The organism is Streptomyces sp. NPDC059850 (assembly GCF_042731515.1).
Lineage (GTDB): Bacteria > Actinomycetota > Actinomycetes > Streptomycetales > Streptomycetaceae > Streptomyces.
The window spans coordinates 30948-55767 of record NZ_JBHWJI010000045.1; the positions used below are offsets into that span (position 1 = coordinate 30948).

The following is a 24820-nucleotide window of genomic DNA, read 5'->3' on the forward strand; positions in this document are numbered from 1 at the left end:
TTCGGAGGCGTCCGCCTGGGCCCGTCGCATGGTCGCGACCAAGCGTACTTCGGGTCGATCCACTCCATCGGTGCCCACCTTTCTTCCGGCCCGGAGCCTACGCGGGTACGGCGCCTCCGGGGCGTGGTGAACGAAGCTGAGCCCGCGTTCTTCCAGGCCGAGGCTGAAGGCTGCATTGAGTACCACTATCGCGAGATGCAACAGGCCTGGGGCCTGGCCCACTTCGAAGGCCGCACCTGGGGAGGCTGGCACCACCACGTCACCCTCCTGGGGCCAGCAGCCGCGGCCCCGAGGGAACTCATCGGGGGCCACGGGCGAAGGAGAGTTGAAAGCCCAAGCCTTCGAAGCGTTCCCAGAACGAGAGGAGCCCCGATGACCGTCGAGCCAGGCGTCCGCACGGGGGCGGAGAGCGATGCCTCGGTGATTGCGCGGTCCCGGGATGAGCCCGAGGCATTCGCCGTGCTCTTCGACCGGCACGCGGATGCGGTACACCGTTATCTGGCCCGCAGGCTCGGCGGCGAGTCGGCCGACGACCTCATGGCGGAGACCTTCACCACGGCTTTCCAGCAGCGGCACCGATACGACCCCGCGCGGGCCACGGGCGACGACGCCCGGCCCTGGTTATTCGGTATCGCGACCAACCTGGTCGGGCGGCAACGGCGGGCCGAGGCCCGCCGCTTCAAGGCCCTGGCCCGCATCCCGGCTCCCGCCGACCACGAGGAGCCGCTGGCCGACCGGGCCGCGGCCCGGGTAGGGGCGCAGGCCGTACGCCGCGAGCTGGCTGCGGCACTGGCCGCACTGCCCGCGCGGCACCGGGACGTGTTGCTGCTGGTGGCGTGGGGCGGTCTCGGCTACGAGGAGGTGGCCCAGGCCCTCGGTGTCCCCATCGGCACGGTCAGATCACGGCTGCACCGGGCTCGCAGCAAGCTACGCGAAGCGTTGGGCGGATCCGATCCGACGACACTGCGAGAGGTATCCGGCCATGACTGACGAACTCGAACTCCTGCGGGACTGGGACGCGGGCGCGGCCCCGCTCACCGAACCGGCCCGGGCGCAGGCCCGCCACCGACTGCTCAACACGATGACGCGCACGGAGCGGCACCCCGACGCCGCACCCGGGCGCCGCCACGCGCTGCGCCTCGTGACAGCCGCGGTGGTCACCATGGCGGTGACGGGCACGGCGGTACTGATCGCCGCGGACGGCGCCGACGAGGGCGGCCGCACCGACCGCGCGGGGACGAGCGCCCCGCGGATGCGCAACGTCGGCGCCGTGACGGTGCTGAACGGGGCGGCAGTGCGGGCGAGTAAGCAGGAGAAGCCCGTGGCGCCGCGCGACGACCAGTTCATCTACTCGAAGCGGATCATCAAGGAGACGGAGCGGAAGACCGGCGCGGTCAAGACCTATACGGACGTGAACTGGGACTCGGTCGACGGCTCCAAGCGATCGCTGACCATGGAGCTGGGACGGGTGATCTGGGAGGGGGCCCTGGGGAAGCACGAGGGCGTGTGGCCGCCTCGGGAGTGGAGCGAGCTGGAGAAGCTGCCCACCGAGCCGGAGAAGCTCATCCCGCGCATCGTCGGCGCCGGCACGTCCCACAAGTCGATGGACGACTTCACGGCGTGGGACTGGTACGACGCCTACTTCATGCTCGGCGAGCTTCTGAAGTGGCCGGTGCTGCCCGAGGGACTGCGTCCGGCCGCGTACGAGGCGCTGGCCCTGGTGCCCGGGGTCAAGGCGACCCCGGGGATGAAGGACTCCGCCGGGCGCGCCGGGGTGGGGATCTCCTACCCCAAGCAGGCGTCCGAGAAGAGCAAGTACCTCATCTTCGACTCGGAGTCCTATGAATTCCTGGGCTTCCGCGACGAGCGGACCTCGCGTTCCGGGAAGAAGACGTACATCCAGCTGTCGCACGTGGTGGACTGGGCGATCGTCGACCGCCTGAGGCAGCTCCCGTAGCCCCCTGAGCACTCCATGGCTGGTCAGGGGCGGTCTCGTGGAGACCGCCCCTCGAACGTAAGACAAGACCGACGCGCCGAGTCCGCCGTTCGGGTGATTGCTCCGGCGGCGGGCATCAGCGGAGATCCGGCTCGCCGAGTAGCTGGACATACTGTGCTAATGACTGCACAAAAGACAATTCCCCCCTTGATTCACCAGACCTGGAAAGACGCCGACCTCCCCCCGGCCTGGCAGAAGTGGGCCGAGTCCTGGCGGGCGCACCACCCCGGTTGGGGGTATCGGCTGTGGACGGATGCGGATAATCGGGCCTTTCTTCAGGAGCACTATCCGTGGTTCCTGCCGGTCTACGACGGCTATCCCGAACCGATCATGCGGGCCGACGCGATCCGTTATTTTCTGCTCGACCATTTCGGCGGGCTCTACGTGGATCTGGATTTCGAGTGCTTGAAGCCGGTCTCCGAACTCCTCGACGGGCGTGAACTCGTCCTCGGGTGTGAACCCGAGGTGCATACGCGCCTGTTGCTGGCCCGGCAGCGCGGATTCACCCGCATCGTCGGCAATGCGTTCATCGCGTCGCGGCCGGGACATCCCTTCTGGGCGGCCCATGTGCACCGGCGGCTGGTCGGGGCCCACAAGCTGCCGGGCACGCTCGACACGACCGGGCCGTTCTTCCTCACCAGGGCGGTCGACAGTGCGCCGGAGCCGGAGTCGATCACGGTGGTCGGCCCGGAGGTCCTGTATCCGGAGGTGAGCCCGTACGCGACGGAGCTGTTCGGTCCGCAGGAGGCCGACTACGGCCGTGCCTACGCCGTGCACCACTGGTCGGGCAGCTGGGCCTGCGACACGGCGAGCGCGCCGAGGGTCTCGGCGGGGAGACGGTTTCCGTTCTGGGCGAGCCAGGAGCGGCAGCCGGTCGCGGACGGGCTGCTCAGCCTGGAGGCGCAGCGCAACCGCTGGGCGTCGGGGGCGGTGGCGCCGACCGTGTCCTGCCTGATGGTGACCAAGGACCGCTCGGCGACGGCGCGCCGCGCGATCAGGTGCTTCACCGCTCAGACCTATCCGAGCCTGGAGCTGGTCGTGCTGGAGGACGGCACCGATGGAGTGCTGGAGCAGTACATCCGTGAACTGGGCGACGCGCGGATCCGCCATCACCGGCTGCCCCCGGAGCGACGGACCCTGGGGGAGCTGCGCAACGAGGCGGTGGACCGGGCCACCGGGGCGTACGTATGCCAGTGGGACGACGACGATCTGTACGACCCGGAGCGGGTGGAAACCCAGATGGCGGCGATCCTCGCGCTCGGTGCCGACGCGTGCTTCCTCGCCCGTGAGCGGCTGTGGTGGCCCGCCCGCCGCAAGCTCGCCATTTCCTGCGCGCGGGTCTGGGAAGGGTCGATGGTGTGCGCGAAGGACCGGCTTCCGCGCTATCCGGCCGAGCGCCGTGGCGAGGACACCCCGGTGGCCGAGGAGCTGGTCCGCAGCCGCCGGGTCGTCTCGGTGGACGCGCCCGCCCTGTATACGTACGTATGCCACGGGAACAACACCTTCGACGAGTCGCACTTCGCGGAGCACTTCCAGGTGGCGACCCAGACGTGGGCCGAACCCGGTCCCTACGCCGAGCAGTTGCTCGCCATGGCGGCCCGGCTGCCGCTCGAACCGGGGGACATCGCGCACGCAGAGAGCCCCGAGACCCCCGAGGCTCCCGAGACGTACGAGCGGAAGCCGCAGTCGGTCCCCGGGCCCGTCGCCGTGGCACCGGCGAGCGAGCGGCCCCGCGTGCTGGTGCTCACGCCGCTCAAGGACGCGGCCGCGTTCCTGCCCGGCTATCTGGACCGTCTGCGCGCGCTGGACTACCCGCGCGAGGCGATCTCGCTGGGCCTGCTGGAGGGCGACAGCAGGGACGCGACCCCGGAACTGCTCCGGGAGGTGTTGCCCGGGCTTGAGGTGGAGTTCCGGCGGGTGACCCTCGTCCACCGCGATTACGGACTCCAGTTGGCCGGACCCCGCTGGGAGCAGGGCGTCCAGCGTCGGCGCCGGTCGGTGCTGGCCAAGGTGCGCAACCATCTCCTCACCCGAGCCCTCTCCGACGCCGACGGGGGTGCCGACGAGGAGTGGGTGCTGTGGCTCGACGTCGACGTCACCGGCTACCCGGCGGACCTCATCCAGCGCCTGCTCGGCGCGCGCAAGGACATCGTCGTCCCGCACTGCGCCACCGCACCCGGCGGGCCGACGTACGACCTCAACACCTTCGTCCTCAAGCCCGGAGCCGCCACGCTCAACTGGACGCAGTGGCTGCGTGACGGCATCCTCCAGCCGCCCAGGGGTTTCGGCCGTACGTACCTCGACGAGCTGCGCGGGCGCGGCCGCGGACTCGTCCGCGTCGACTCGGTCGGCGGAACCGCGTTGCTGGTCCGTGCGGACTTGCACCGCGACGGCCTCAACTTCCCGTCCTTCCCCTACCGGCAGTTCATCGAGACCGAGGGGCTGGCCGCGATGGCCCTGGACATGGGAACCGCCTGCTGGGCCCTGCCCGATCTGGAAGTGGTCCATCCGCACCACGGCGCACCACGACCGGAGCCCGCCACTCTGGCCGTCACGCACAGTGAGTAATCGTTTTGACGCATGGAGTGACAAAACTTACGGTGGCTTTGCTGCCCCTGTCATGAAATGTGCCGGTATGTCTACTCCGGTATGGCCGGGCAGCTCCCCCGCACCGCACCCAAAAGAAAGGTGCCACCGTGAAATCCCGTGTCATGACCTCACTGGCTCTGCCTGCCGCGCTGGCCACGGCCGGACTGCTCAGCACCGCGGAGGCGGCCTACGCCGCCATCACTCCGGACGCGCAGACGGGGACGGCGGCGTACGGGTCCGCAGGACAGCCGATAGGCGACGACCCCACCCTCACGCCCGGGACCATGCACCCCTGCGAGCCGATAGGCAACGTCACGATCACCGACTACGGGCACTGCTGCCCGCCCGTAGGCAACATCACGATCACCGACTACGGGCACTGCTGCAACGTCGGCAACGTCACCATCCCCGACTGGGGATGGATCTGCGTGACCGATCAGGACCCCGGACGTGAGCAGGGGTTCAGCCAGGGGTTCAGCCATCACCGCGCGGAGCGCGAGCACAGCTAGCGCACAACTCCGTCGCTACGCCCGGCCGTGGGCCCGCGGAAGCGGCCCCGGGGGGACGGCCGGTGCCCCACTCTCATGCCCACACCCGCCCCGAGCCGAAAGACCGCGCATGTCACACAACCCCGACCCCGTGGTCTCGGTGGTCATCCCCTGCCATGACTACGCCCGCTATCTGCCCGAGGCCGTGGCCAGCGTCCTCGCCCAGACCTATCCGGACTGGGAGCTGCTCATCGTCGACGACGGCAGCACCGACAACACCGCCGAGGTGGCCCGGTCCCTGATCGCCCGCCACCCCGACCGGCGGATCAGCCTCGTCCAGCGGGCGAACGGCGGCGTCTCGGCCGCCCGCAACACCGGGATCGAGGCGGCCACCGGCCGCTACGTCCTTCCGCTGGACGCCGACGACGTGATCGCTCCCGCGATGCTGGAGAAGACCGTCGCGGTCCTGGACGGCAACCCCGCCATCGCGATCGCCTCCACGGACGTCTTCACCTTCACCGACGACGATCTGCCCCCGCAGGCGATGTCCCTCCCCGCCTACAGCCGGGAGCTGATGCTGCAGCGGCTGATCATGTTCTACTGCTCGCTGTTCCGCCGGGAGGTGTGGCAGACCGTCGGCGGCTACGACGAGAGCATGCGGGCCGGAGAGGACTGGGACTTCTGGGTCGGCTGCGTCGAGCACGGCTTCGACGCCCACCACATCCATGAGCCGCTGTTCGGGGCGCGCAACAAGGACACGGGGCTGCACGTGGAGGCCGCCGAGAACGATCTGGCCATCCGGGCGCGGATCGTGGCCAACCACCCGGGCCTGTTCAAGCCGATCACCCATGGCTGGGCGCGGGCCGTGCTCAGCCAGGACGCGGAAGCCTGCCTGCGGGACGAACACGTGCCCGACGACATCCTCACCCGGGCCACCGAGATGGATCAGTTCCTCACCGCGGTGATGGCCCTGCAGCGCACGGCGCGGGTTCAGCACTACCACATCCAGCGACTGACGCGCCGGTCCTCGAACGCCTGAGAACGCCTGAGAACGCCTGAGAAACGCTCAGGGCCTACGCGGCGGGCCAGTCGTCCGGGCCGCCGCCCTGCCAGTCGATCTGGCGAGGGTCGTCGATGCCCGCGCGGGTCAGGAGGCCGCGGAGTTCGTCGGCGTTCACCACGACGCCCACGTCCTGGCCGTCGATTCGCACGCGGCGGCGGCCGTCGTGTGGCTCTTCCACCACTACGCGCGGCCGGGCCGGGGTCCCATCGTTCATATGACCAGGCTCGCCGCAGGGACTGCCGCTCGCACCTCGGGGAGGGGAGACGGGAGGGGGGAGACGGGACGGGGCCCGGGGCCGTTCGATACGACCCCGGGCCCCGCTCCTCGTATCAAGCCGGATCAGCCGGATCAGCCGGATCAGCTCAGCCGCAGTTGCCGCCGCACGAGCAGGAGCCGCCGGACTGGCAGCCGCAGCCGCAGCCCGAGCCGCAGCCGCAGGCGCCGACGGGGTGGGTGGGATGGGGTTCGGGACGACGGGTGATGTCCGCCATGAGTCGCCTCCTCGGAGAGGGGTCACTGCTGCTCATGGTCCCGGTCCACGGCCCGCCCACAGGGGCGCATCGACGGCGCGCGGAGGCACGCCGTCACGCTGCACGCCGTCGCCGCACGCCGTCGCGCCGCGGCACCCCGGGGCGTCAGGCCTGCTGGGCGGCGTCCTGGGCTATCTCGTCCGCGTACTCGCCGGTGACCAGGTAGATGACGCGCTTGGCGACCGACACCGCGTGGTCCGCGAACCGCTCGTAGTAGCGGCCCAGCAGGGTGACGTCGACGGCCGTCTCGATGCCGTGCTTCCAGCGGTCGTCCATCAGGTGCTGGAAGAGGGTGCGGTGCAGCAGGTCCATCGCGTCGTCGTCCTGCTCCAGCTGCGCGGCGAGGTCGACGTCCTTGGTGACGATGACCTCGGCCGCCTTCGCCATCAGCCGCTGCGCGAGCTGGCCCATCTCCAGGATGGTGGCGTGGAGGTCGCCCGGTACGGCCTTGCCCGGGAAACGGAGCCGGGTGAGCTTGGCGACGTGCTGCGCCAGGTCACCGGAACGTTCGAGGTCGGCACTCATGCGCAGGCTGGTGACGACGATCCGCAGATCGGTGGCGACCGGCTGCTGCCGGGCGAGCAGAGCTATCGCCCGGTTCTCCAGGTCGCGCTGGAGATCGTCGACCTTCTCATCGGCGGCTATGACGCTCTCGGCGAGCTTCAGGTCCGCGTCCAGGATGGATGTGGTGGCGCGGCCGATGGCCGAACCGACGAGCCGGGCCATATCGACCAGGCCCTCCCCGATCGAATCCAGCTCCTCGTGGTACGCGTCGCGCATCACTGACCTTCTCTCACTGACTCTCGCTGACGGATCTTCGTGGACTCGTGTGCCCCACCCTGCCACGTTCGGATCGGAACGCGTCCGGCTCGGCGCCCCACGGTTAACCACCCCGGACGTCCAGGTGAACTCTCGGCAACGCTCCCCACGCCACCCCGTGCGGCGGGGGTCCGCCGAGGCGTCGGGAGTGAACCGGCGCCAACCTGACGGTGAACTCTCGGCAACGTCTGTTCGAGGGATCCCGTGCGGGGCTGTGGAGGCCGCTCCCCGCCCGCATAACCTGGATGCATGAACGTGAACGCGGCGATCGCCGCAGTGGCGGCGCTCGCCGGGTTGTGCACCGGTGTCATCGCCATGCTGGCGTTCCGCTGGAGCGAGCGCGAACAGGCGAAGCCTACGCGCTCATCCCTGCATACCGATGCCGTCTTGCCGCCCGGCGTGGACACCGTGCTCTCGGTACTGCGTTCCTCGGCCGTCGTCCTCGACGAGGCGGACGCCGTCGTCAAGGCCAGCTCGGCCGCGTACGCGCTGGGACTGGTGCGCGGCGGCAAACTGGCCGTCGAACCGATGCTGGCGATGGCCCGCGACACCCGGCGGGACGGCGAGATCCGGCAGATCGAGCTGGACCTGCCGCGGCGCGGCACCGGCCGGGGCGACGCCCTCGCCGTGTCCGCCAGAGTGGCTCCGCTCGGCTCCAGGCTGGTCCTGCTGCTGGTCGAGGACCTCACCGAGGCCCGCCGGATCGAGGCCGTACGGCGCGACTTCGTCGCGAACGTCAGCCATGAGCTGAAGACCCCGGTCGGCGCGCTCTCCCTGCTCTCCGAGGCCGTCATGGACGCGTCCGACGACCCGGAGGCGGTCAACCGCTTCGCCGGGCGGATGCAGGTCGAGGCGACCCGGCTGTCCAGCCTGGTCCAGGAGCTGATCGACCTCTCCCGGGTCCAGAACGACGACCCGCTGGAGGACGCCGAGCCGGTCCGGGTGGACGAGCTGGTCGCCGAGGCCATCGACCGCTGCCGCCACCAGGCGGGCACCAAGCAGATCACGATGGCCACCGGCGGCACCGCCGATCTGCGGGTGTGGGGCAACCGGGGCCAGCTGGCCGCCGCCCTCGGCAACCTGGTCGAGAACGCGGTCAACTACAGCCCGGCCCGCACCCGCGTCGGCATCGCGGCCCGCCGCATCCCCGCGACGGGCGGCGATCTGATCGAGGTCGCCGTCACCGACCAGGGGATCGGCATTTCGGAAAAGGACCGCGAGCGGATCTTCGAGCGGTTCTACCGGGTCGACCCGGCCCGCTCGCGGCAGACCGGCGGAACCGGACTCGGTCTCGCCATCGTCAAGCATGTGGCCGCCTCGCACGGCGGGGAGGTCACGGTGTGGAGCGCTGAGGGACAGGGCTCCACGTTCACCCTGAGGCTCCCGGAGGCCGGTGCGGCTCGGGACCGGGATCGCTCGGCCGGTGGGCCGGGTGAGCCGTACGATTCCGGATCCGACCTCGATGGGGAGGACGGCGACCGACCGTACGAGACCTTCACTAATGATCAACTTTCTGCCCCGGAGGTCCTTCCGTGACCCGAGTTCTGGTCGTCGAGGACGAGGAATCGTTCAGTGACGCGCTGTCGTACATGCTCCGCAAGGAGGGATTCGAGGTCGCCATCGCGGCAACGGGGCCCGAGGGGCTGGACGAGTTCGAGCGGAACGGCGCCGATCTGGTGCTGCTCGACCTGATGCTGCCGGGGCTGCCCGGTACGGAGGTCTGCCGCCAGCTGCGCGGCCGTTCCAACGTCCCGGTGATCATGGTCACCGCCAAGGACAGTGAGATCGACAAGGTCGTCGGCCTGGAAATAGGGGCCGACGACTACGTGACCAAGCCCTTCTCGTCGCGCGAGCTGGTGGCCCGCATCCGGGCCGTCCTGCGCCGCCGGGGCGAGCCGGAGGAGGTCACCCCCGCGGCCCTGGAGGCGGGCCCGGTCCGGATGGACGTGGACCGGCACGTGGTCACGGTCGGCGGCGGCAAGGTGGACCTCCCGCTGAAGGAGTTCGACCTGCTGGAGATGCTGCTGCGCAACGCGGGCCGGGTGCTGACCCGGATGCAGCTGATCGACCGCGTGTGGGGCGCGGACTACGTGGGCGACACGAAGACCCTCGACGTCCACGTCAAGCGGCTGCGAGCCAAGATCGAGCCGGACCCGGGCGCCCCGCGCTACTTGGTGACGGTGCGCGGCCTGGGCTACAAGTTCGAGCCGTAAACGGGCCCGGCCCGGAGTCCCGCCGGACGGAGTCCGGCGCAGCGCGCCGAAGCCCGTGAGGCCCGCCAGGGCCGATCGGTGCGAGGTGCGCGCGGGGGAGGGGCCAAGTTCGAGCCGTAAACCGGCCCTGAGCTAGTACGTACGCGCACCGGCTCACAACGCGAGGGCGGCCCCGGGAATCCCGGGGCCGCCCTCGCGTCGTGTGTGCGCTCAGTCCTCGTCGTTCGGCGTCGGCTCGCCGGGGGCGATGCCGTTGCTCTGGCCGCCGCCCGGCTTGTCGCTCGCCGTGCCGGAGGCCTCGTCGGACGGCTTGTCGCCCGGCTTGCTCTGCCCCGGCTGGCCCGGCTGGCCCGGGGTGGTCTGGCCCGGCTTGCCGGAGGGCGTACCGCCCCGGGTGGCCGACGGGGTCGGGGTCGGCAGCTCGGACGGGCCCCAGCCCTTGAAGTAGCTCGTGGCGGGCACCACGAAGGCCGTCATCGGCACGTCGCCGGTCGAGCTGAGGTCGAAGACGATCCGCTGGGTGTCGCCGTCCTTGGCGGCCTCGCGCCCTTCGGAGACGACGGCGGAGGCGTTGCCCTCGCCGCCGAGGGCGACGGAGCCGCCCGCCGGGACGACGATCTTGCTCGCGGCCTTGCCCGAGCCCTTGGCCGGGTGCAGCTTCGCCGTCGCGCCCGCGTTGGGCAGCGTGATGGCCGTAAGGGTCTCGTCCCGGTCGCCGTTGTTGAAGATCCGGGCCGTGACCACGGCCGGGCCCTTCGCCGTCCGGTCCGGCTGCGTCACCACGGTGGCGTTCTGGATCTTGATATCGCCGACGGACGTCGCGGCGTTGTCGGGCTTGACCTCCAGCGTCTGCGCGTCGTTCCCGGCTCCGCAGGCGGAGAGCGGGGCGACCGAGACGACGATGGCGGCTGCGGCGAGGACGCCGCGTCGAAGGCTGCTGCTCACGGCGGCGGCATCTCCTAGGACGAGGAAAAAAGTTGGATCAGCGCGCTTAGGTTACCGATCCGCCCTCCCGGCCCCGCACCCGACCCGCCTCCCACGGCGGCGCGCCCGGCCAACATGCCGCTCACACCCCTTCCCGGACCACCCTGAATATCGGTTCGGTGACGGATCGGGGAGATTATCGGTAAGGAATCCGTGGACGTCCGAAGAATTGATCACGCACTTGACCACAGATGTCTCACAGACATGATCAGTACGGCCGTGATCAATTCGCGAATCAGGGCCGGATCTGTCGCTCCTCGGCCGAACGGAGTAGCGGAAGTCCATCGACCGGACTCCGGCAAAACGGGACGTACGGCCACCCGCATGATGTTCCCAGGGCATGTAACGCGTCGGTTTCACGCCGCCCGGACAACCGCTCCCACCTGCGAATACCCGGTTCCGCCCGCCTCGCCCAGCACGTCCCGGTCGCTGTTGTCAAGCCCCGAGATATGCCCTGACCTGCGAAAACGCCATTCAGAAGAAGGCGTTCACGTGTTACCCTGGATAGCCACGGAAGGGGTACCTGTCACATGACGTTCAAGGTTGGCGACACCGTGGTCTATCCCCATCACGGGGCCGCGCTGATCGAGGCCATCGAAACTCGTCAGATCAAAGGCGTGGACAAGACCTACTTGGTGCTGAAGGTCGCTCAGGGTGACCTGACGGTTCGTGTGCCGGCGGACAATGCGGAGTTCGTTGGTGTGCGTGATGTGGTCGGCCAGGACGGGCTGGACCGGGTCTTCGAGGTGCTGCGCGCACCGTATGCGGAAGAGCCCACGAACTGGTCCCGTCGTTACAAGGCAAATCTCGAGAAGCTCGCCTCCGGTGATGTGATCAAGGTTGCCGAGGTCGTTCGCGATCTGTGGCGCCGAGAGCGGGAGCGCGGTCTGTCCGCCGGTGAGAAGCGCATGCTCGCCAAGGCGCGCCAGATCCTGGTGAGCGAACTCGCCCTCGCCGAGAGCACCAACGAGGACAAGGCCGAGGCCCTGCTGGATGAGGTACTCGCGTCCTGACACATAAATGCCGCGGTGCCCGAGTGATTCAGACCTGCTCCCCGTAAGTCTGTTCGCCGGGCGCTGCGGCATGTGCGCTCACAGGCACCTCAGCCCACCACATCGAAGCCCGAGGCGCAAGACCGTTTGTGATGTCGCTGTTGTGGTGCACGTCGCTGTTGTGGTGCAAGGTGTGCCGGGCCCGGGCAGCTGGCACGACCAGTCGTCACGGAAGGGGCCGGTCGGGGCATCGCGCCCGGCACGCTGTGGCCATACCCATTTCGGCCGAGGAAGCAAACCTGAACGCCAACGCAAAGTCCGTAACCCCATCCGTTGTCGACTCCGAGCGCCCCGCCCGCACCGCCGCCGTGATCCCCGCCGCAGGCCGTGGTGTGCGGCTGGGCCCGGGCGCCCCCAAGGCGCTGCGCCCGCTGAGCGGCACGCCGATGCTCGTGCACGCCGTACGGGCCATGGCCGGATCCCGCGCCGTCTCGCTGGTGGTCGTGGTCGCCCCGCCGGACGGTGCCGACGAGGTCCGCAGGCTGCTCGACGCTTACCCGCTCACCGGGACCACGGAAGTGGTCGTCGTCCCCGGCGGTGAGACCCGCCAGGACTCGGTGCGGCTCGGCCTGGCCGCCGTCCCCGACAGCGTCACGACGGTCCTGGTGCACGACGCGGCGCGCCCGCTCGTCCCCGTGGACACCGTGGACGCGGTCGTCGCCGCCGTACGGGACGGAGCGCCCGCCGTCGTACCGGCGCTGCCGGTGACCGACACCGTCAAGCGGGTCGAGCCGCGCACCGGCGACCGGGCCGGTGAGCCCGAGCCCGTCGTCGGCACCCCCGAGCGCGCCGTGCTGCGCGCCGTACAGACCCCGCAGGGCTTCGACCGGGCCACGCTCGCCGCCGCGCACGAGAAGATCGTCCTGGCGGGCGACGGCGCGACGGACGACGCGGGCATGGTCGAGCGCATGGGCGTCGAGGTCGTGGTCGTGCCCGGCCACGAGGAGGCGTTCAAGGTGACCCGGCCGCTGGACCTGGTGCTGGCCGAGGCGGTTCTCGCGCGCAGGAGGAAGAACGATGGCTTCTGACGTTCCCGTGGCGATCCCCCTGGTCGGCATCGGCACCGACGTCCACGCCTTCGAGAAGGGCCGCGAGCTGTGGTGCGCCGGTCTGCTGTGGGAGGGCGAGGAGTACGGCCTGGCCGGGCACTCCGACGGCGATGTGGCCGCCCACGCCGCCTGTGACGCGCTCTTCTCCGCCGCGGGCCTCGGTGACCTCGGCGCCCACTTCGGCACCGACCGCCCCGAGTGGTCCGGCGCGTCCGGGGTGACGCTGCTGGCGGAGGCGGCCCGGATCGTGCGGGCGGCGGGGTTCGGGATCGGCAATGTGGCGATCCAGGTGATCGGCGTCCGCCCCAAGATCGGCAAGCGCCGCGACGAGGCGGTCAAGGCGCTCTCGTCGGCGATCGACGCGCCCGTCTCGGTCTCGGGTACGACGACGGACGGGCTGGGCCTGACGGGCCGGGCCGAGGGCCTGGCCGCGGTGGCGACCGCGCTGGTGGTCCGAGGCTGAGCCTCCGCCGTACGGGCCGTTCCTCACGCCGCGACCGGAGGCTTGACGGAGTGTGGGGTACGGATCGGGGCAACCCGTCCGTACCACCGCCCCGCTCAGCGCGAGGAAAGGAAGCACCCCGTGGCCACCACACTCTCCGACGACCTCAAGCGCGTCCTCGACACCCCCGTCTTCGTCATCATCGGCACCACCCAGCCCGACGGCAGCCCTCAGCTGTCACCGGTGTGGGTGAAGCGGGACGGCGACGAGCTGCTGTTCTCGACCACCATGGGACGGCGGAAGCAGAAGAACATCGACCGCGACCCCCGCGTCACGGTCCTGGTGCAGCCCGCGGACGCGCCGTACACGTACGCCGAGATCCGCGGCACCGCGACCTACACCACCGAGGGCGGCCAGAAGCTGATCGACGAGTTGTCGCTCAAGTACGCGGGCAAGAAGTACGCCGAGTTCAACCCGGCCTCCGCCCAGGACGACGAGCGCATCGTCGTGCGGATCGCCGCCCGCAAGGTCGTCGGCAGCCTCTGAGCGCACCCGCGCGCGGCGAAGTGTCACGCTTCTGTGTCCCTGCGGCCAATGGGTCGCGGGGCACTGCCGGGTTCCGACTACCCTTGACGCGTGACTATTCGCCTGTACGACACCAGTGCCCGGCAGATCCGTGACTTTTCCCCGCTCACGCCGGGCTGTGTCTCGATCTACCTGTGCGGCGCGACGGTGCAGGCTGCCCCGCATATCGGGCACATCAGGTCGGGGCTGAACTTCGACATCATGCGCCGCTGGTTCGCGTACCGCGGCTATGACGTCACGTTTGTCCGGAATGTCACGGATATCGACGACAAGATCATCGCCAAGTCGGCCGAGCAGGGCCGCCCGTGGTGGTCGATCGGCTATGAGAACGAGCGCGCGTTCACCAGCGCGTACGACATCCTCGGCTGCCTGCCCCCGACCTATGAGCCGCGCGCGACCGGTCACATCCCCGAGATGATCGAGATGATGCGGGGCCTGATCGACCGTGGTCACGCGTACGCGGCCGAGGGCAACGTCTACTTCGATGTGCGCTCGTACCCCGAGTACCTGAAGCTCTCCAACCAGGACCTGGACGGGCTGCGCCAGCCCAGCGGCGAGGGCGAGACCGGTAAGCGCGATCGGCGCGACTTCGCCATGTGGAAGGCGGCCAAGCCCGGCGAGCCGAGCTGGGAGACCCCGTGGGGGCGCGGCCGCCCCGGCTGGCACCTGGAGTGCTCGGCGATGGCGCACAAGTACCTGGGCAGCGCCTTCGACATCCACGGCGGCGGCGTCGACCTGATCTTCCCGCACCATGAGAACGAGATCGCGCAGGCCAAGGCGTTCGGCGACGACTTCGCCACGTACTGGGCGCACAACGCGTGGGTCACCCTGAGCGGCGAGAAGATGAGCAAGTCGCTCGGCAACTCGGTGCTGGTCTCCGAGATGGTCAAGCGCTGGCGCCCCATCGTGCTCCGCTACTACCTGGGCACCCCGCACTACCGCTCCATGATCGAGTACAGCGAGGAGGCGCTGCGCGAGGCGGAGTCCGCCTTCGCGCGCATCGAGGGCTTCATCCAGCGGGTCATGGAGAAGGCCGGGCCCGTCGAGCCCGCCGCCGACGTGCCGCCCGCCTTCGCCGAGGCGATGGACGACGACCTCGGGGTGCCGCAGGCGCTCGCGGTCGTCCACACCACCGTCCGCCAGGGCAACTCCGCCCTCACCGCCGACGACAAGGAGGCGGCGGTCGCGCGGCTGGCCGAGGTGCGGGCCATGCTCGGCGTGCTGGGCCTGGACCCGCTCGACGAGCACTGGTCGGGCGGCTCGGACCGGGGCGAGGATCTGCACGGCGTGGTCGACTCGCTCGTCCGGCTGGTCCTGGAGCAGCGCCAGGCCGCGCGCGGCCGCAAGGACTACGCGACGGCGGACGCGATCCGCGACCAGCTGCAGCAGTCGGGGCTGGTCATCGAGGACACCCCGTCGGGTCCCCGCTGGGAGCTGGGCACCCGCTGACCTGGCCCTTTGTGCCGCCCGCTGGGCCGGGCGGCACACTGGTGTCCATACATAAGACCGTATACGCGTGGGACGTCGACGTTTTCCGTTGCCGTGCGCCGAGCCGCGCTGAGCAGTGAAGAGATAGGTGACATTCATGGCCGGCAACAGCCAGCGCAGGAACCGCCGTACCAGCAACAAGAAGGGCGCGCAGATCGGCAGCGGCGGCAAGCGGCGCCGGGGCCTGGAGGGCAAGGGCCCCACCCCGCCCGCCGAGGCGCGCAAGGGCCACGCCAAGCAGCGCATCGCCAACGCCCGCACCCGGCAGGCAGCCAAGCGCCCGGCCCCGCGCCGTGGCGGCGCCAAGGGCACGAACGAGCTGGTGGTGGGCCGTAACTCGGTGTTCGAGGCGCTGCGCGAGGGCGTCCCGGCGAACACGCTGTACGTGCAGCAGTTCATCGACAGCGACGAGCGGGTGCGTGAGGCGCTGAAGATCGCGGCCGATCGCGGCGGCATCCACCTCATGGAGGCCCCCAAGGCCGAGCTGGACCGGATGACGAACGGGCTCAACCACCAGGGTCTGGTGCTCCAGGTCCCGCCGTACGACTACGCCCACCCCGAGGACCTGAGCGCGGCCGCCTTCGACGACGGCGAGGACCCGCTGATCGTCGCCCTCGACGGCGTCACCGACCCGCGCAACCTGGGCGCCGTGGTGCGGTCGGTCTCCGCGTTCGGCGGCCACGGCGTGGTCGTACCGGAGCGGCGCGCGGCCGGGATGACCGCCGGTGCCTGGAAGACGTCCGCGGGCACCGCCGCCCGCACCCCGGTGGCGCGCGCCACCAACCTGACCCGGGCGCTGGAGTCCTACCAGAAGGCGGGCCTCACGGTCGTCGGCCTCGCGGCGGACGGCGAGACGGAGGTGCAGGACCTGGAGGCGCTGAGCGGCCCGGTCGTGATCGTCGTCGGCAGCGAGGGCAAGGGGCTGTCCCGACTGGTCGGCGAGACCTGCGACTTCCGGGTCCGCATCCCGATGCCGGGCGGCGCGGAGTCGCTCAACGCGGGGGTCGCGGCGGGCGTGGTGCTGTACGAGGCGTCGCGGCGCCGGGCGTAGACGACGCGGCGCCGGGGGGGGGGCATCGCGCGCGCCGTGCCCCGCCCCCGTAACGCGCGGGCGGGGCGGGTTCGTACCCAGCCCGGACGATCTTGACGGTCCCCCGACAGATCACACCGGCCCCGGCAGTGTCTTTCCCGCCGGTCAGTCGGTTAGTTGGGCGTGGAGACCAGAACATTCCGCACGCCCCTGGCGGGACGCGCGCGGGGATTCGAGGACGAACCGCAGCTGACCATGGCCAAAGTGCCGTGTGATCCTGCGAAGGTCGCCGTCAATCCCCCCAGCTTCCGGGTGCAGCTCGGCTCCCCGGTCGTGAGCAGCGCGCTGGCGGACACGGCCCGGCTCGCCGGTATCGGGGCCGGGGCCGCGCCCCGGCGCCGCCCGCCCGTGGTGTGGAGCGGCCGCACCCGGCCCGGCGGGGACACGGCGGCGACCCGGCTGCTGCAGGCCGTGCGGTACTCCGAAACGGTGGACGGCCCAGGTTCCGGTCCCGGTTCCGGTCCTGGTTCCGGTTCCGGTTCCGGTTCCGAGGACGTGGGCACCACGCAGGTGCTGCCGAGGGTCACCTTCGACGACGGCCCGCCCACGGTCATCGGGCCGCGCAACCCGCGCGGTCCGCGCCGGGAGCCGGGGCCGGAGTCCGGGCGCCCGCCGAGGCCGCGGGAGTCGGACGCCACGCACCGTACCGGCCCGACGCCACGCGTCCCCCGGCCGTCCCACGCCGCCCACCAGCCCCGGCAGCCCCACCAGGCGCCTCAGCCGCACCGGGCGCCCCAGACGCACCGCACACCCCAGGTCCCGCGTCCCCGGCGCCCCTCCGAGCAGGTGCGGCAGCACGCGTACTACCCCGACCGCCGGATGAACCTGGGCGTCGTCCTCCTCCCGCTCCGCATCTTCCTCGGCTTCATCTCCGTCTACGCGGGCATGGGCAAGCTGTCCGACCCCGTCTACTTCGACGGCGGCGAGCGCGGCTCGATGGTCACCTGGCTGCAGTCCCTGCACCCCTGGCCGATCGCCGAGCCGCTGCGCGACCTGGCCCTGGAGCACCCGGTGGGCGCCGGGCTGACCGTGGCGTTCCTCCAGATCGTGGTCGGCGTGCTCACCGTCCTCGGGCTGTGGCAGCGGCTCGCGGCCTGTGTCGGCGCGGTGCTGTCCGCCGCGCTGATCCTCACCGTGAGCTGGCGCACCGTACCGGTCTACGACGCGCCCGACATCATCTACCTCGCCGCCTGGAGCCCGCTGGTCATCGCGGGCGCCCCGGTCTACTCGGCCGACGCCCGACTCGCGGGCGAGGCCTGGCGGCGGCTCGGCCCGCGCGTCGAACTGGGCGCGCTGCGGCGGCGGGTGCTGCGCCGAGGCACCGTGATGGCGATGGTGGTGGCCGGGCTGACCCTGCTGCTCGGCTCGATGATCGGCGGCGCCGTACGGTCCTCGGAGACGGTACGGGCGCCCGAGCCGCACGAGGTGCCGCGTAACAGCCTCCCCGGCTCGCCGCTGCCCCGGAAGCCCGAGACCAGCCCGCGCGGTGGGATCGGCGGCGCGGTGGACACCCCCGGATCGCCCTCGCACCGCGCCCCGTCGAGCCGTCCGACCCCGTCCGCCTCGCCGTCGGCGTCCGCCACGTCGGGCAGGCCCAGCGCGACGGGTTCGGCGAGCGGCACCGGGAGCCCCGGCCAGGAGCGGCGTGGCGATCGTACGACCCCCCGTGCCCCGAGCCGCCCCGAGGCCCCCATGACGGAACCGGGCCCGCCGGACCTCGGCGGCACGGGCGCGGGCCTGGGCGGTACGGGCGCGGAGGGCGTCGGCCCGGGCGGCGGCGCCCCGGCGGCCGACTCCTACGACGAGGGCGAACCGCCCCAGGAGGAGGCGGCGCTGGGCGGCCTCCTCGGCTGAACCGACCGTATGTAGGCCGTCCGTACGTACGCGGAAGGCCCTGCGCGCTGGAACGCGGCGCGCAGGGCCTTCCGCTGTACGTGGGGGCTCAGTCGTGCAACGGGGGCCGTACCGGCGTCGATTCCAGCGACCCGCGACCGGACGGCGGGGGGCCCGCGGAGAGTTCCTTGGCGGCCTCGGTGAGGTCCTTGGCGGTGTCGATGGCCCGCCAGTACGCCCCGTGGGGCAGCGGGAACCCGGCCAGCCGGCGCTCCCGGGCGAGCCGTGGGAACGTCGTACGCTCATGGTCGCCGCGCCCCGGCAGCAGGGCCGTGAAGGTGGCGGAGAAGACGTACACGCCCGCGTTGATGAGGTACGGGGAGGGCGGCGACTCGATGAAGTCGAGGACGTGGCCGAACTCGTCCGTCTCCACCGCCCCCCAGGGGATGCGCGGCCGGGCCAGCGCGAGGGTCGCGACGGCGTCGCGCTCATGGTGGAAGTCGGCCATCTCGCGCAGCGAGAAGCGGGTCCAGATGTCGCCGTTGGTGGCGTACCAGGGCTGATCGGGGTGGGGGAGCCGGGCGGCGGCGAACTTCAGGCCACCGCCGCGGCCGAGCGGTTCCTTCTCGACCACGGTCGTCACACGCAGCGGCAGTTCAGCCGACTCCAGCCAGTCCTGGAGGACGGCGGCGAGATGGCCGCAGGAGACGACCGCGTCGGTGACCCCCTCGGCGGCCAGCCAGGCCAGCTGATGGCCGATGATCGGGGTCCCGGTGCCCGGGATCTCGACCATCGGCTTGGGGCGGTCGTCGGTATACGGACGCAGCCGCGAGCCCTGGCCTCCGGCCAGGACGACGGCCTGCGTGGGGCGCGGGGCGTGCGGGTGGTGGTGAGCGTGGTGCCCCCGCCGGTGGAGGTCATCGGTCATGAACCGCACCATATGCGGTGGCGCGGGGACCGTACGGTGCTGTCGGCTGTGGTGTGCGCCGCGCGGTCAGCGGTACGCCTGGGTGATGCCGGACGCGAACGAGGTGTCGCAGACGGGACGGGCGTACGCCTGCGCCCCCTTCGTCCCCCCGTACTTGGCGACGGCGGCGCGGCCGAGCGCACGGGCGATGTCCGCGCAGTGCCGGGCCAGCGAGGGCCGCTCGTCCGTGGCGACCTGGAGGTGGGTGAGGGCCACTCCCGGGTCCTTCTCCTGCAGTTCCGCGAGCAGCCGGTCGCGCAGCAGCTCGTGCGGGGCGCGGTGGACGGCGCGGGTGGAGGCGTGGTCGGAGGAGGCGGTGAGGATCTGCGACTCGGCGCTCGGCGAGGCCCACGGGACGCGGGTGACGGCGAGCGTTCCGGAGAGGACGAGCACGACGGGGAGGACGAGCGCGAGGGTTCTGCCGATACGGCGGGCTGCGGTGTTCACGGGAGGGATCGTAGCGAGGAGCGATGATTTGGCGACATTGAGTCACCATGCCGGGTGATGGAAACCGGGTTTCGGCGGGGGGCGGGTTGACGAACGAAATCGAAAGGCCCGGATTGTCGAGGAATTTATCGACAACACCACAACGTGAGCGAGGCGCCGCCTGTCGCAGCAGACGACGCCTCGTTGATGTCGCGGGTTGTCGGATCAGTCGCTGAGCCGCTCCCCGGTGGAGGTGGAGAAGACGTGGGCCTCGCCCGGCTGCGGCACGACGTGCAGCTGCGCGCCCTTCTCCGGCACCTGGCGGCTGCCGACCCGGATCACCAGGTCCTTGCTCTCGCCGCCGACCTCGGCCGAACCGAAGACGTACGCGTCCGCGCCCGTCTCCTCGACCACGTTCACGGTGATCGCGAGACCGGCCGGGGCGTCGGCGGAGGCCTTGGTCAGCGACTTCGCCGCCGAGCCGTTCGCCTCCACCACGTCGAAGTGCTCGGGCCGCACACCGACGGTGACCGTACGGTCGCCCTTGTCGGACGCGGCGGACAGCGCCTCGCGGTTGACCGGGACCACGCTGTTGCCGAACTTCACGCCGCCGTCGGTGATCGGCACCTCGACCAGGTTCATCGCGGGCGACCCGATGAAGCCCGCGACGAAGAGGTTCGCCGGACGGTCGTACATGTTGCGCGGCGTGTCGACCTGCTGCAGCAGCCCGTCCTTGAGGACGGCCACCCGGTCGCCCATGGTCATGGCCTCGACCTGGTCGTGGGTGACGTACACCGTGGTGATCCCCAGCCGCCGCTGCAGGCTCGCGATCTGCGTACGCGTCTGCACGCGCAGCTTGGCGTCCAGGTTCGACAGCGGCTCGTCCATGAGGAACACCTGCGGCTCCCGCACGATGGCCCGCCCCATCGCCACCCGCTGCCGCTGACCACCGGACAGCGCCTTCGGCTTGCGCTCCAGGTACTCGGTGAGGTCGAGGATCTTCGCCGCGTCCTCGACCTTCTGCCGGATCTCGGTCTTGTTGACCCCGGCGATCTTGAGCGCGAAGCCCATGTTCTGCGCGACGGTCATGTGCGGGTACAGCGCGTAGTTCTGGAACACCATCGCGATGTCCCGGTCCTTCGGCGGCAGGTGCGTCACATCGCGGTCGCCGATCCGGATCGCCCCGCCGTTGACGTCCTCCAGCCCCGCGAGCATCCGCAGCGACGTGGACTTCCCACAGCCCGAGGGGCCGACCAGAACGAGGAACTCGCCGTCTTCGATGCCGATGTCCAGCTGATCGACAGCGGGCTTTTCGGTGCCCGGGTAGATCCGGGTCGCCTTGTCATACGTGACCGTGGCCATGGTGATCTGGTCCCTTCACCGGCAGGAACGTGCCGGACGATCCGAGTAAAGGTAGGGGTCTAGTCCACTGCAGGTGGATTGGCGTGACGCTATACCGCCCACCCCCGCCCTGTCTCTACTCCGGACACCAGAATTTTCGAACGGAGCACCCCGGTGTGGTGGGTACACTGCTGGGGACGCCGACTTAGCTCAGCTGGTAGAGCACCGCTCTTGTAAAGCGAAGGTCGTCGGTTCGAATCCGACAGTCGGCTCTGCGCACGAGCTGCGCGAACGCCCCGGACGGTCTGCCGTCCGGGGCGTTCTGTCTTTACGGCCTGTTCGGCTCCTCAGCGGCTGGCGTACGTATAGGCCAGCAGCGCGACCGGCATCGCCGCGCAGGCCACCAGGCAGACGACCCAAGCCGGTACCCCGAAGAAGCGGGTGCCCTGGTCGTCCTCGTGCGGTTCAGCGCCCACGCACTCCGGTCGTCGGCATGCCCCTACCGTCCTGATCTTCATGGTCGTCTACCGCTTCCGCGTCCAGGTGAGAACCACCGACATCAGCGCTCCGAGGGTAGCGACGGAAAAGGCCGCGACCATGCAGCCGCTCGACCCTCCCGCCACGCCCTGATCGCCACCCGGAGGCGGCTCGCGGTGTTTCCCGGCGCTGTTGTTCTTGCTGTGCTTGCCCTTGCCTATGCCGTTCGCCTTGTCCTGGTATTCGCTGTAGTCGCTCACGATGCTGCCCCCGCGGACGGACCGGGCCGATGTCGTCGGGGCTCCGGCGTGGGCGCCTGGTCGGGTTCGTAGCGGGTCGACAGCCTTTGCTCGAAGGGGTCGCGCTGCTTCGGGAAGGTGGGTGCGCAGTCGGGGCAGGCGTAGACCGTGCCGCCGCCCGCGCTCGCGCCGTACCCGATCGCGACGACGACCGGCTGCCCGGTGGTCGTTTGGCAACGGGCGCAAACTTGAACGCTCACCGGGCCGCCACTCCCTCGGCGGGCTCTGTGGCGATTGCCCGCACCAGGGCCTCGCGGAGACGTCCGGGGTTGGTCAGGTACCGGTTCGGCCCCACCGGAATGCGCCAGTGCAGGCGCGGACCAGCCCTCCAGCCAGCAGGCGGCACCCCGACGTACGTAACCTTGGCGCCGTGCGCACCGAGCGCCTGCACCTGCTGCACATACCGCCAGCGCTGGGCATGGCCCGCCGGGATGAGCCAGTACATGAGGCCGTAGTCGGCGATGACGGCGCCGGACGCGTCGCCGAGTAACTCCAGTGCCCGTTCGCCGGTCTCGGCGGGGGCGCGCAGGACGTCCCAGTAAGGGCCGACCTTGACCATCTCGACGTCACTGCCGCGCGGCGGCGTCCATGGAGTGGGTGTTCTGTGTTGTGTCTGCACGGGGTCTCCCGGCGTCATCGGTAAAGGGGCTGACGCATCGAGGTTCGTCGTGTGATCGCGATCACGGGATAACCGGCAGGTGTTACCGAGGCGGTAATTCGCTCGTTCCTGGTTCGGGACACCGCATCGGTGCGCCTACGATCGACCGGAAGTTGGACCCATGGACGCCACCACCCCCGGCCCGCTCGCCCCGGACGTCCTCGACAGGGACGACCTCCGACGAGCCCTGGAAGAGCACGACTTCGCCGCAGCGTTCTCCCTGATCAAGAAGTGGGGCGGTCTGTCACAGAACCGGATCGCCGCGGCCTGCCAGCTCACCCCTGGCAAGGTCAGCACGATCATGACCGGTGCCTGCAGAGTTACCTCTATCGAGGTCATCCGCCGGATCTCCGACGGGCTGCGCATCCCCGGCCACCTCGTCGGCCTCGCCCCACGCCCCTGGGAGCGCACGGACACCGCACCAGAACAACTCCAGCCGCCCAACCCCCATCCCGGGAAAGCACCCAACGAGGCCGTACCGTGGCGGCCGGACGCCACCACCGGCATGGCCGCAGATCTGACCAGGAGCGACCTCGTGATGGACCGCCGAGCCGCGACGCGCGCCCTCGCAGGCGCGGCCGTCACCGGCGCCCCACTCCTCGACGCCCTCGACGGGTGGCGCACACCCCCCGCCACCGATGACCGGGCGCGCCGCCCCGGCCGCTTAGGCGCGCGTGAGGTGGAGGAACTGGAGGCCACCGCCCGTGTCTTCCGCCAGTGGGGCCGCACCGGTGGCGGTGGGCTTCGCCGTAAGGCCGTCGCCGGGCAGCTCGCCGAGGTAGTGGCCGCTCTCGACGAATACCAGGCCCCGGCCATCGAACGGCGCCTCTACGGGGTCATGGCCCAACTCGCCGGAACGGCCGCCTCCATGGCCTGGGACGTCGGCCAGCAGCGCCGCGCCCAGGACTACTACCGCCTTGCGCTCCGTGCAGCTCATGCGGGTGGCGACACCCGCTTCGGTGCCAACGTGCTGGCTGGCATGGCCCGTCAGATGCTATACGCCGACCGCCCGCATGAAGCCCTCGAACTCGTCCGGCTCGCCCAGGACGGAGCCCGTCATACAGCGGGTCCGCGACTTCGGGCGATGCTCCACACACGGGAGGCCTGGGCCCTGGCCCGCATGGACCGGCCGTCCAGTTTCCACCGCGCCACCGGACAGGCCACCGAGGCCCTCAGCGACGCCGGTCGACTCGACAACGAGCCCTACTGGATCGGCTACTTCGACGAGGCCGAGCTCGCAGGAGTCACCGGCGGCAGACTCCTGGACCTGGCCCGCGAAGACCCGCGCACCTACGCCGACCAGGCTGCCAGCCACATCCGTACAGCCCTGGACCAGCGCACCGCGGAGGCCGGTCGTGGCCACGCTCTGGACTGGATCGGGCTCGCCGAATGCGCCTTCCTGGCTGGCGACATCACCAGCGCCGCCGACTACTCGCGCCGCGCCGTCGAGGTCGCCTCCGGCATCCACTCCGGGCGCGTGCGCGCTCAACTGGCGAAGCTCTACCCGTACACGGTGGGGGATGGCGTGCCCCGGGCCGTCGCCGACGTGCGCGGTAGCATTCGCACTCTGCTCACCACATGACCAGGAAGGCAAGGTCCCGATGACGACGATCGCTGTGACCGGGCACATGGATCTCACCGACGAGTCGGTACCGCTGGTCCGAGCCGAGCTGGACAAGGTCCTCGCCGCCTACGAGCCCTCCGGTCTTGTCGGTGTGTCATGCATCGCGAAGGGCAGCGACAGCCTGTTCGCCGAAGCGGTCCTGGCCGCCGGGGGGCGCTTGGCCGTGGTGATTCCGTCGCAGGACTACCGACAGGCGAAGGTGAAGCCAGAACACGCCGCGACCTTTGACCGCCTGGTCGAAGCTGCGAACGAGGTCCTGGTGATGCCACACGAGACGGCGAACCGGCAGGCGTACGAAGCGGCCAACGCCGTGCTCTTGGAACGCGCCGCCCGGCTGGTGGCCGTCTGGAACGGACAGCCACCCACCGGCAAGGGCGGCGGAACGGCAGATGTAGTGCACCAGGCCCACGAGGCAGGCATTCCGGTGGACGTCGTCTGGCCAGACGGAGCATCCCGCCGAGCATGACGAAGCCCTCTGGCCCGGCTCGCGGGCAGGATGCGGGCCACACCCCTACGACTTTGACCTGTCCCTGGAGAACTCCGACGGACGGGGCGGACTCCAGACGGCGGCCGCCGCCGAATACTCCGAGCTCGACAGCGACGAGCGTGTCCTGAGCGGAGGCGCTGGTTCGACGCCACCGCGGTGGACCAAGACGCCTGCTGTGAGACCGATTGACCAGGCCCGAAGACCCGCCTGTTCATACGTGCGCACCCACCATCAGGTGAAGCCGTACTACCAACCGTCAACCGGAACAGGACAAGCGGCCCGGTTCCCCTCCCTGCGGAACGGGTTGGAGCGGGGAACGG

General features: G+C 70.6%; 26 protein-coding genes and 1 tRNA gene. 17 read left to right on the top strand and 10 right to left on the bottom strand.

Going from position 1 to position 24820, the window contains the following annotated elements:
- Positions 1 to 372: 372 nt before the first annotated feature.
- The 5 genes from ACFV9T_RS30065 to ACFV9T_RS30085 all read left to right on the top strand — a co-directional run bounded on the left by ACFV9T_RS30065 (position 373) and on the right by ACFV9T_RS30085 (position 6112).
- On the top strand, positions 373 to 990 hold the full coding sequence (locus ACFV9T_RS30065) for an RNA polymerase sigma factor (protein WP_385445581.1): 618 nt from the start codon (positions 373 to 375) through the stop codon (positions 988 to 990).
- Positions 983 to 1957, top strand: coding sequence for a CU044_5270 family protein (locus tag ACFV9T_RS30070; RefSeq protein ID WP_385445582.1), 975 nt, complete (start codon positions 983 to 985; stop codon positions 1955 to 1957). Before ACFV9T_RS30065 ends, ACFV9T_RS30070 begins: the two co-directional genes overlap by 8 nt.
- Before the next feature lie 186 nt (positions 1958 to 2143).
- Complete coding sequence (locus ACFV9T_RS30075; protein WP_385445583.1) at positions 2144 to 4564, top strand: glycosyltransferase; 2421 nt, start codon at positions 2144 to 2146, stop codon at positions 4562 to 4564.
- 143 nt (positions 4565 to 4707) lie between these two features.
- On the top strand, positions 4708 to 5094 hold the full coding sequence (locus ACFV9T_RS30080; RefSeq protein WP_385445584.1) for a hypothetical protein: 387 nt from the start codon (positions 4708 to 4710) through the stop codon (positions 5092 to 5094).
- Between the two features lie 109 nt (positions 5095 to 5203).
- Positions 5204 to 6112, top strand: coding sequence for a glycosyltransferase family 2 protein (locus tag ACFV9T_RS30085; protein WP_385445585.1), 909 nt, complete (start codon positions 5204 to 5206; stop codon positions 6110 to 6112).
- Positions 6113 to 6146: 34 nt separating this feature from the next.
- Here ACFV9T_RS30085 and ACFV9T_RS30090 read toward each other — a convergent pair whose 3' ends face one another.
- The 3 genes from ACFV9T_RS30090 to phoU form a co-directional block, all read right to left on the bottom strand.
- Positions 6147 to 6350 carry a hypothetical protein gene (locus ACFV9T_RS30090; RefSeq protein WP_385445586.1) on the bottom strand — a complete coding sequence of 68 codons (204 nt, stop codon included), beginning with the start codon at positions 6348 to 6350 and terminating at the stop codon, positions 6147 to 6149.
- A gap of 148 nt (positions 6351 to 6498) precedes the next feature.
- Positions 6499 to 6627, bottom strand: coding sequence for a hypothetical protein (locus tag ACFV9T_RS30095; RefSeq protein WP_385445587.1), 129 nt, complete (start codon positions 6625 to 6627; stop codon positions 6499 to 6501).
- A 144-nt stretch (positions 6628 to 6771) separates the two neighbouring features.
- Positions 6772 to 7446 (bottom strand): phosphate signaling complex protein PhoU, encoded by a 675-nt coding sequence (phoU, locus tag ACFV9T_RS30100; RefSeq protein WP_385445588.1) that lies wholly within the window; start codon positions 7444 to 7446, stop codon positions 6772 to 6774.
- A 288-nt stretch (positions 7447 to 7734) separates the two neighbouring features.
- Here phoU and ACFV9T_RS30105 point away from each other — a divergent pair, with 288 nt between their 5' ends.
- Together ACFV9T_RS30105 and ACFV9T_RS30110 are read left to right on the top strand one after the other, a co-directional pair.
- Complete coding sequence (locus ACFV9T_RS30105; protein ID WP_385445589.1) at positions 7735 to 9021, top strand: sensor histidine kinase; 1287 nt, start codon at positions 7735 to 7737, stop codon at positions 9019 to 9021.
- Positions 9018 to 9698, top strand: a complete 681-nt coding sequence (locus ACFV9T_RS30110) for a response regulator transcription factor (RefSeq protein ID WP_009716928.1) — start codon at positions 9018 to 9020, stop codon at positions 9696 to 9698. Before ACFV9T_RS30105 ends, ACFV9T_RS30110 begins: the two co-directional genes overlap by 4 nt.
- Positions 9699 to 9908: 210 nt before the next feature.
- On the opposite strand, the gene ACFV9T_RS30115 is transcribed toward ACFV9T_RS30110, so the two are convergent.
- On the bottom strand, positions 9909 to 10643 hold the full coding sequence (locus ACFV9T_RS30115; protein ID WP_385445590.1) for a copper chaperone PCu(A)C: 735 nt from the start codon (positions 10641 to 10643) through the stop codon (positions 9909 to 9911).
- Positions 10644 to 11212: 569 nt separating this feature from the next.
- Between ACFV9T_RS30115 and ACFV9T_RS30120 the strand changes: the two genes are divergently transcribed.
- From ACFV9T_RS30120 to ACFV9T_RS30150, 7 genes are all read left to right on the top strand, one after another.
- Complete coding sequence (locus ACFV9T_RS30120; protein ID WP_009716930.1) at positions 11213 to 11695, top strand: CarD family transcriptional regulator; 483 nt, start codon at positions 11213 to 11215, stop codon at positions 11693 to 11695.
- 278 nt (positions 11696 to 11973) lie between these two features.
- Positions 11974 to 12762, top strand: coding sequence for a 2-C-methyl-D-erythritol 4-phosphate cytidylyltransferase (ispD, locus tag ACFV9T_RS30125; RefSeq protein ID WP_385445634.1), 789 nt, complete (start codon positions 11974 to 11976; stop codon positions 12760 to 12762).
- The gene (gene ispF / locus ACFV9T_RS30130; RefSeq protein WP_385445591.1) at positions 12752 to 13246 is read left to right on the top strand and encodes a 2-C-methyl-D-erythritol 2,4-cyclodiphosphate synthase; all 495 of its coding nucleotides are present in this window, start codon (positions 12752 to 12754) and stop codon (positions 13244 to 13246) included. The genes ispD and ispF overlap by 11 nt, the downstream gene beginning before the upstream one ends.
- A 120-nt stretch (positions 13247 to 13366) precedes the next feature.
- On the top strand, positions 13367 to 13771 hold the full coding sequence (locus ACFV9T_RS30135; protein WP_385445592.1) for a PPOX class F420-dependent oxidoreductase: 405 nt from the start codon (positions 13367 to 13369) through the stop codon (positions 13769 to 13771).
- 90 nt (positions 13772 to 13861) lie between these two features.
- Positions 13862 to 15259, top strand: a complete 1398-nt coding sequence (cysS, locus tag ACFV9T_RS30140; RefSeq protein WP_385445593.1) for a cysteine--tRNA ligase — start codon at positions 13862 to 13864, stop codon at positions 15257 to 15259.
- Positions 15260 to 15395: 136 nt separating this feature from the next.
- Positions 15396 to 16349, top strand: coding sequence for a 23S rRNA (guanosine(2251)-2'-O)-methyltransferase RlmB (gene rlmB, locus ACFV9T_RS30145; protein WP_385445594.1), 954 nt, complete (start codon positions 15396 to 15398; stop codon positions 16347 to 16349).
- 234 nt (positions 16350 to 16583) lie between these two features.
- Entirely contained in the window at positions 16584 to 18242 is a 1659-nt protein-coding gene (locus ACFV9T_RS30150) for a DoxX family membrane protein (protein WP_385445635.1), read from the top strand.
- 88 nt (positions 18243 to 18330) lie between these two features.
- Here the strand turns inward: ACFV9T_RS30150 and ACFV9T_RS30155 are convergent, their stop codons facing one another.
- From ACFV9T_RS30155 to ACFV9T_RS30165, 3 genes are all read right to left on the bottom strand, one after another.
- Entirely contained in the window at positions 18331 to 19149 is an 819-nt protein-coding gene (locus ACFV9T_RS30155; protein WP_385445595.1) for an NDP-sugar synthase, read from the bottom strand.
- Between the two features lie 66 nt (positions 19150 to 19215).
- A complete protein-coding gene (locus tag ACFV9T_RS30160; protein WP_385445596.1) occupies positions 19216 to 19635 on the bottom strand; it encodes a hypothetical protein in 420 nt (139 codons plus the stop codon).
- A gap of 204 nt (positions 19636 to 19839) precedes the next feature.
- Entirely contained in the window at positions 19840 to 20976 is a 1137-nt protein-coding gene (locus tag ACFV9T_RS30165) for an ABC transporter ATP-binding protein (RefSeq protein ID WP_385445597.1), read from the bottom strand.
- A gap of 178 nt (positions 20977 to 21154) precedes the next feature.
- Here ACFV9T_RS30165 and ACFV9T_RS30170 point away from each other — a divergent pair.
- Positions 21155 to 21227: transfer RNA gene (locus ACFV9T_RS30170), tRNA-Thr, on the top strand.
- Positions 21228 to 21302: 75 nt separating this feature from the next.
- Here the strand turns inward: ACFV9T_RS30170 and ACFV9T_RS30175 are convergent.
- From ACFV9T_RS30175 to ACFV9T_RS30185, 3 genes are all read right to left on the bottom strand, one after another.
- Positions 21303 to 21431 (bottom strand): hypothetical protein, encoded by a 129-nt coding sequence (locus ACFV9T_RS30175; RefSeq protein WP_385445598.1) that lies wholly within the window; start codon positions 21429 to 21431, stop codon positions 21303 to 21305.
- A 48-nt stretch (positions 21432 to 21479) separates the two neighbouring features.
- Positions 21480 to 21692 carry a hypothetical protein gene (locus ACFV9T_RS30180; protein ID WP_385445599.1) on the bottom strand — a complete coding sequence of 71 codons (213 nt, stop codon included), beginning with the start codon at positions 21690 to 21692 and terminating at the stop codon, positions 21480 to 21482.
- Positions 21693 to 21927: 235 nt separating this feature from the next.
- Positions 21928 to 22350 carry a hypothetical protein gene (locus ACFV9T_RS30185; RefSeq protein ID WP_385445600.1) on the bottom strand — a complete coding sequence of 141 codons (423 nt, stop codon included), beginning with the start codon at positions 22348 to 22350 and terminating at the stop codon, positions 21928 to 21930.
- A gap of 160 nt (positions 22351 to 22510) precedes the next feature.
- Here ACFV9T_RS30185 and ACFV9T_RS30190 point away from each other — a divergent pair, with 160 nt between their 5' ends.
- Both ACFV9T_RS30190 and ACFV9T_RS30195 read left to right on the top strand, forming a co-directional pair.
- Positions 22511 to 23971 carry a helix-turn-helix domain-containing protein gene (locus tag ACFV9T_RS30190; protein WP_385445601.1) on the top strand — a complete coding sequence of 487 codons (1461 nt, stop codon included), beginning with the start codon at positions 22511 to 22513 and terminating at the stop codon, positions 23969 to 23971.
- 19 nt (positions 23972 to 23990) lie between these two features.
- Positions 23991 to 24479, top strand: a complete 489-nt coding sequence (locus tag ACFV9T_RS30195; RefSeq protein ID WP_385445602.1) for a hypothetical protein — start codon at positions 23991 to 23993, stop codon at positions 24477 to 24479.
- Positions 24480 to 24820: the final 341 nt, after the last annotated feature.

Excerpts from the sequence above, each read along its gene's own strand:
- ACFV9T_RS30065 (WP_385445581.1), top strand. The coding sequence starts at position 373 with ATGACCGTCGAGCCAGGCGTCCGCACGGGGGCGGAGAGCGATGCCTCG.
- ACFV9T_RS30070 (WP_385445582.1), top strand. The coding sequence starts at position 983 with ATGACTGACGAACTCGAACTCCTGCGGGACTGGGACGCGGGCGCGGCC.
- ACFV9T_RS30080 (WP_385445584.1), top strand. The coding sequence starts at position 4,708 with ATGACCTCACTGGCTCTGCCTGCCGCGCTGGCCACGGCCGGACTGCTC.
- ACFV9T_RS30085 (WP_385445585.1), top strand. The coding sequence starts at position 5,204 with ATGTCACACAACCCCGACCCCGTGGTCTCGGTGGTCATCCCCTGCCAT.
- ACFV9T_RS30090 (WP_385445586.1), bottom strand. The coding sequence starts at position 6,350 with ATGAACGATGGGACCCCGGCCCGGCCGCGCGTAGTGGTGGAAGAGCCA.
- ACFV9T_RS30095 (WP_385445587.1), bottom strand. The coding sequence starts at position 6,627 with ATGGCGGACATCACCCGTCGTCCCGAACCCCATCCCACCCACCCCGTC.
- phoU (WP_385445588.1), bottom strand. The coding sequence starts at position 7,446 with ATGCGCGACGCGTACCACGAGGAGCTGGATTCGATCGGGGAGGGCCTG.
- ACFV9T_RS30105 (WP_385445589.1), top strand. The coding sequence starts at position 7,735 with ATGAACGTGAACGCGGCGATCGCCGCAGTGGCGGCGCTCGCCGGGTTG.
- ACFV9T_RS30120 (WP_009716930.1), top strand. The coding sequence starts at position 11,213 with ATGACGTTCAAGGTTGGCGACACCGTGGTCTATCCCCATCACGGGGCC.
- ispF (WP_385445591.1), top strand. The coding sequence starts at position 12,752 with ATGGCTTCTGACGTTCCCGTGGCGATCCCCCTGGTCGGCATCGGCACC.
- rlmB (WP_385445594.1), top strand. The coding sequence starts at position 15,396 with ATGGCCGGCAACAGCCAGCGCAGGAACCGCCGTACCAGCAACAAGAAG.
- ACFV9T_RS30150 (WP_385445635.1), top strand. The coding sequence starts at position 16,584 with ATGGCCAAAGTGCCGTGTGATCCTGCGAAGGTCGCCGTCAATCCCCCC.
- ACFV9T_RS30155 (WP_385445595.1), bottom strand. The coding sequence starts at position 19,149 with ATGACCGATGACCTCCACCGGCGGGGGCACCACGCTCACCACCACCCG.
- ACFV9T_RS30165 (WP_385445597.1), bottom strand. The coding sequence starts at position 20,976 with ATGGCCACGGTCACGTATGACAAGGCGACCCGGATCTACCCGGGCACC.
- ACFV9T_RS30190 (WP_385445601.1), top strand. The coding sequence starts at position 22,511 with ATGGACGCCACCACCCCCGGCCCGCTCGCCCCGGACGTCCTCGACAGG.
- ACFV9T_RS30195 (WP_385445602.1), top strand. The coding sequence starts at position 23,991 with ATGACGACGATCGCTGTGACCGGGCACATGGATCTCACCGACGAGTCG.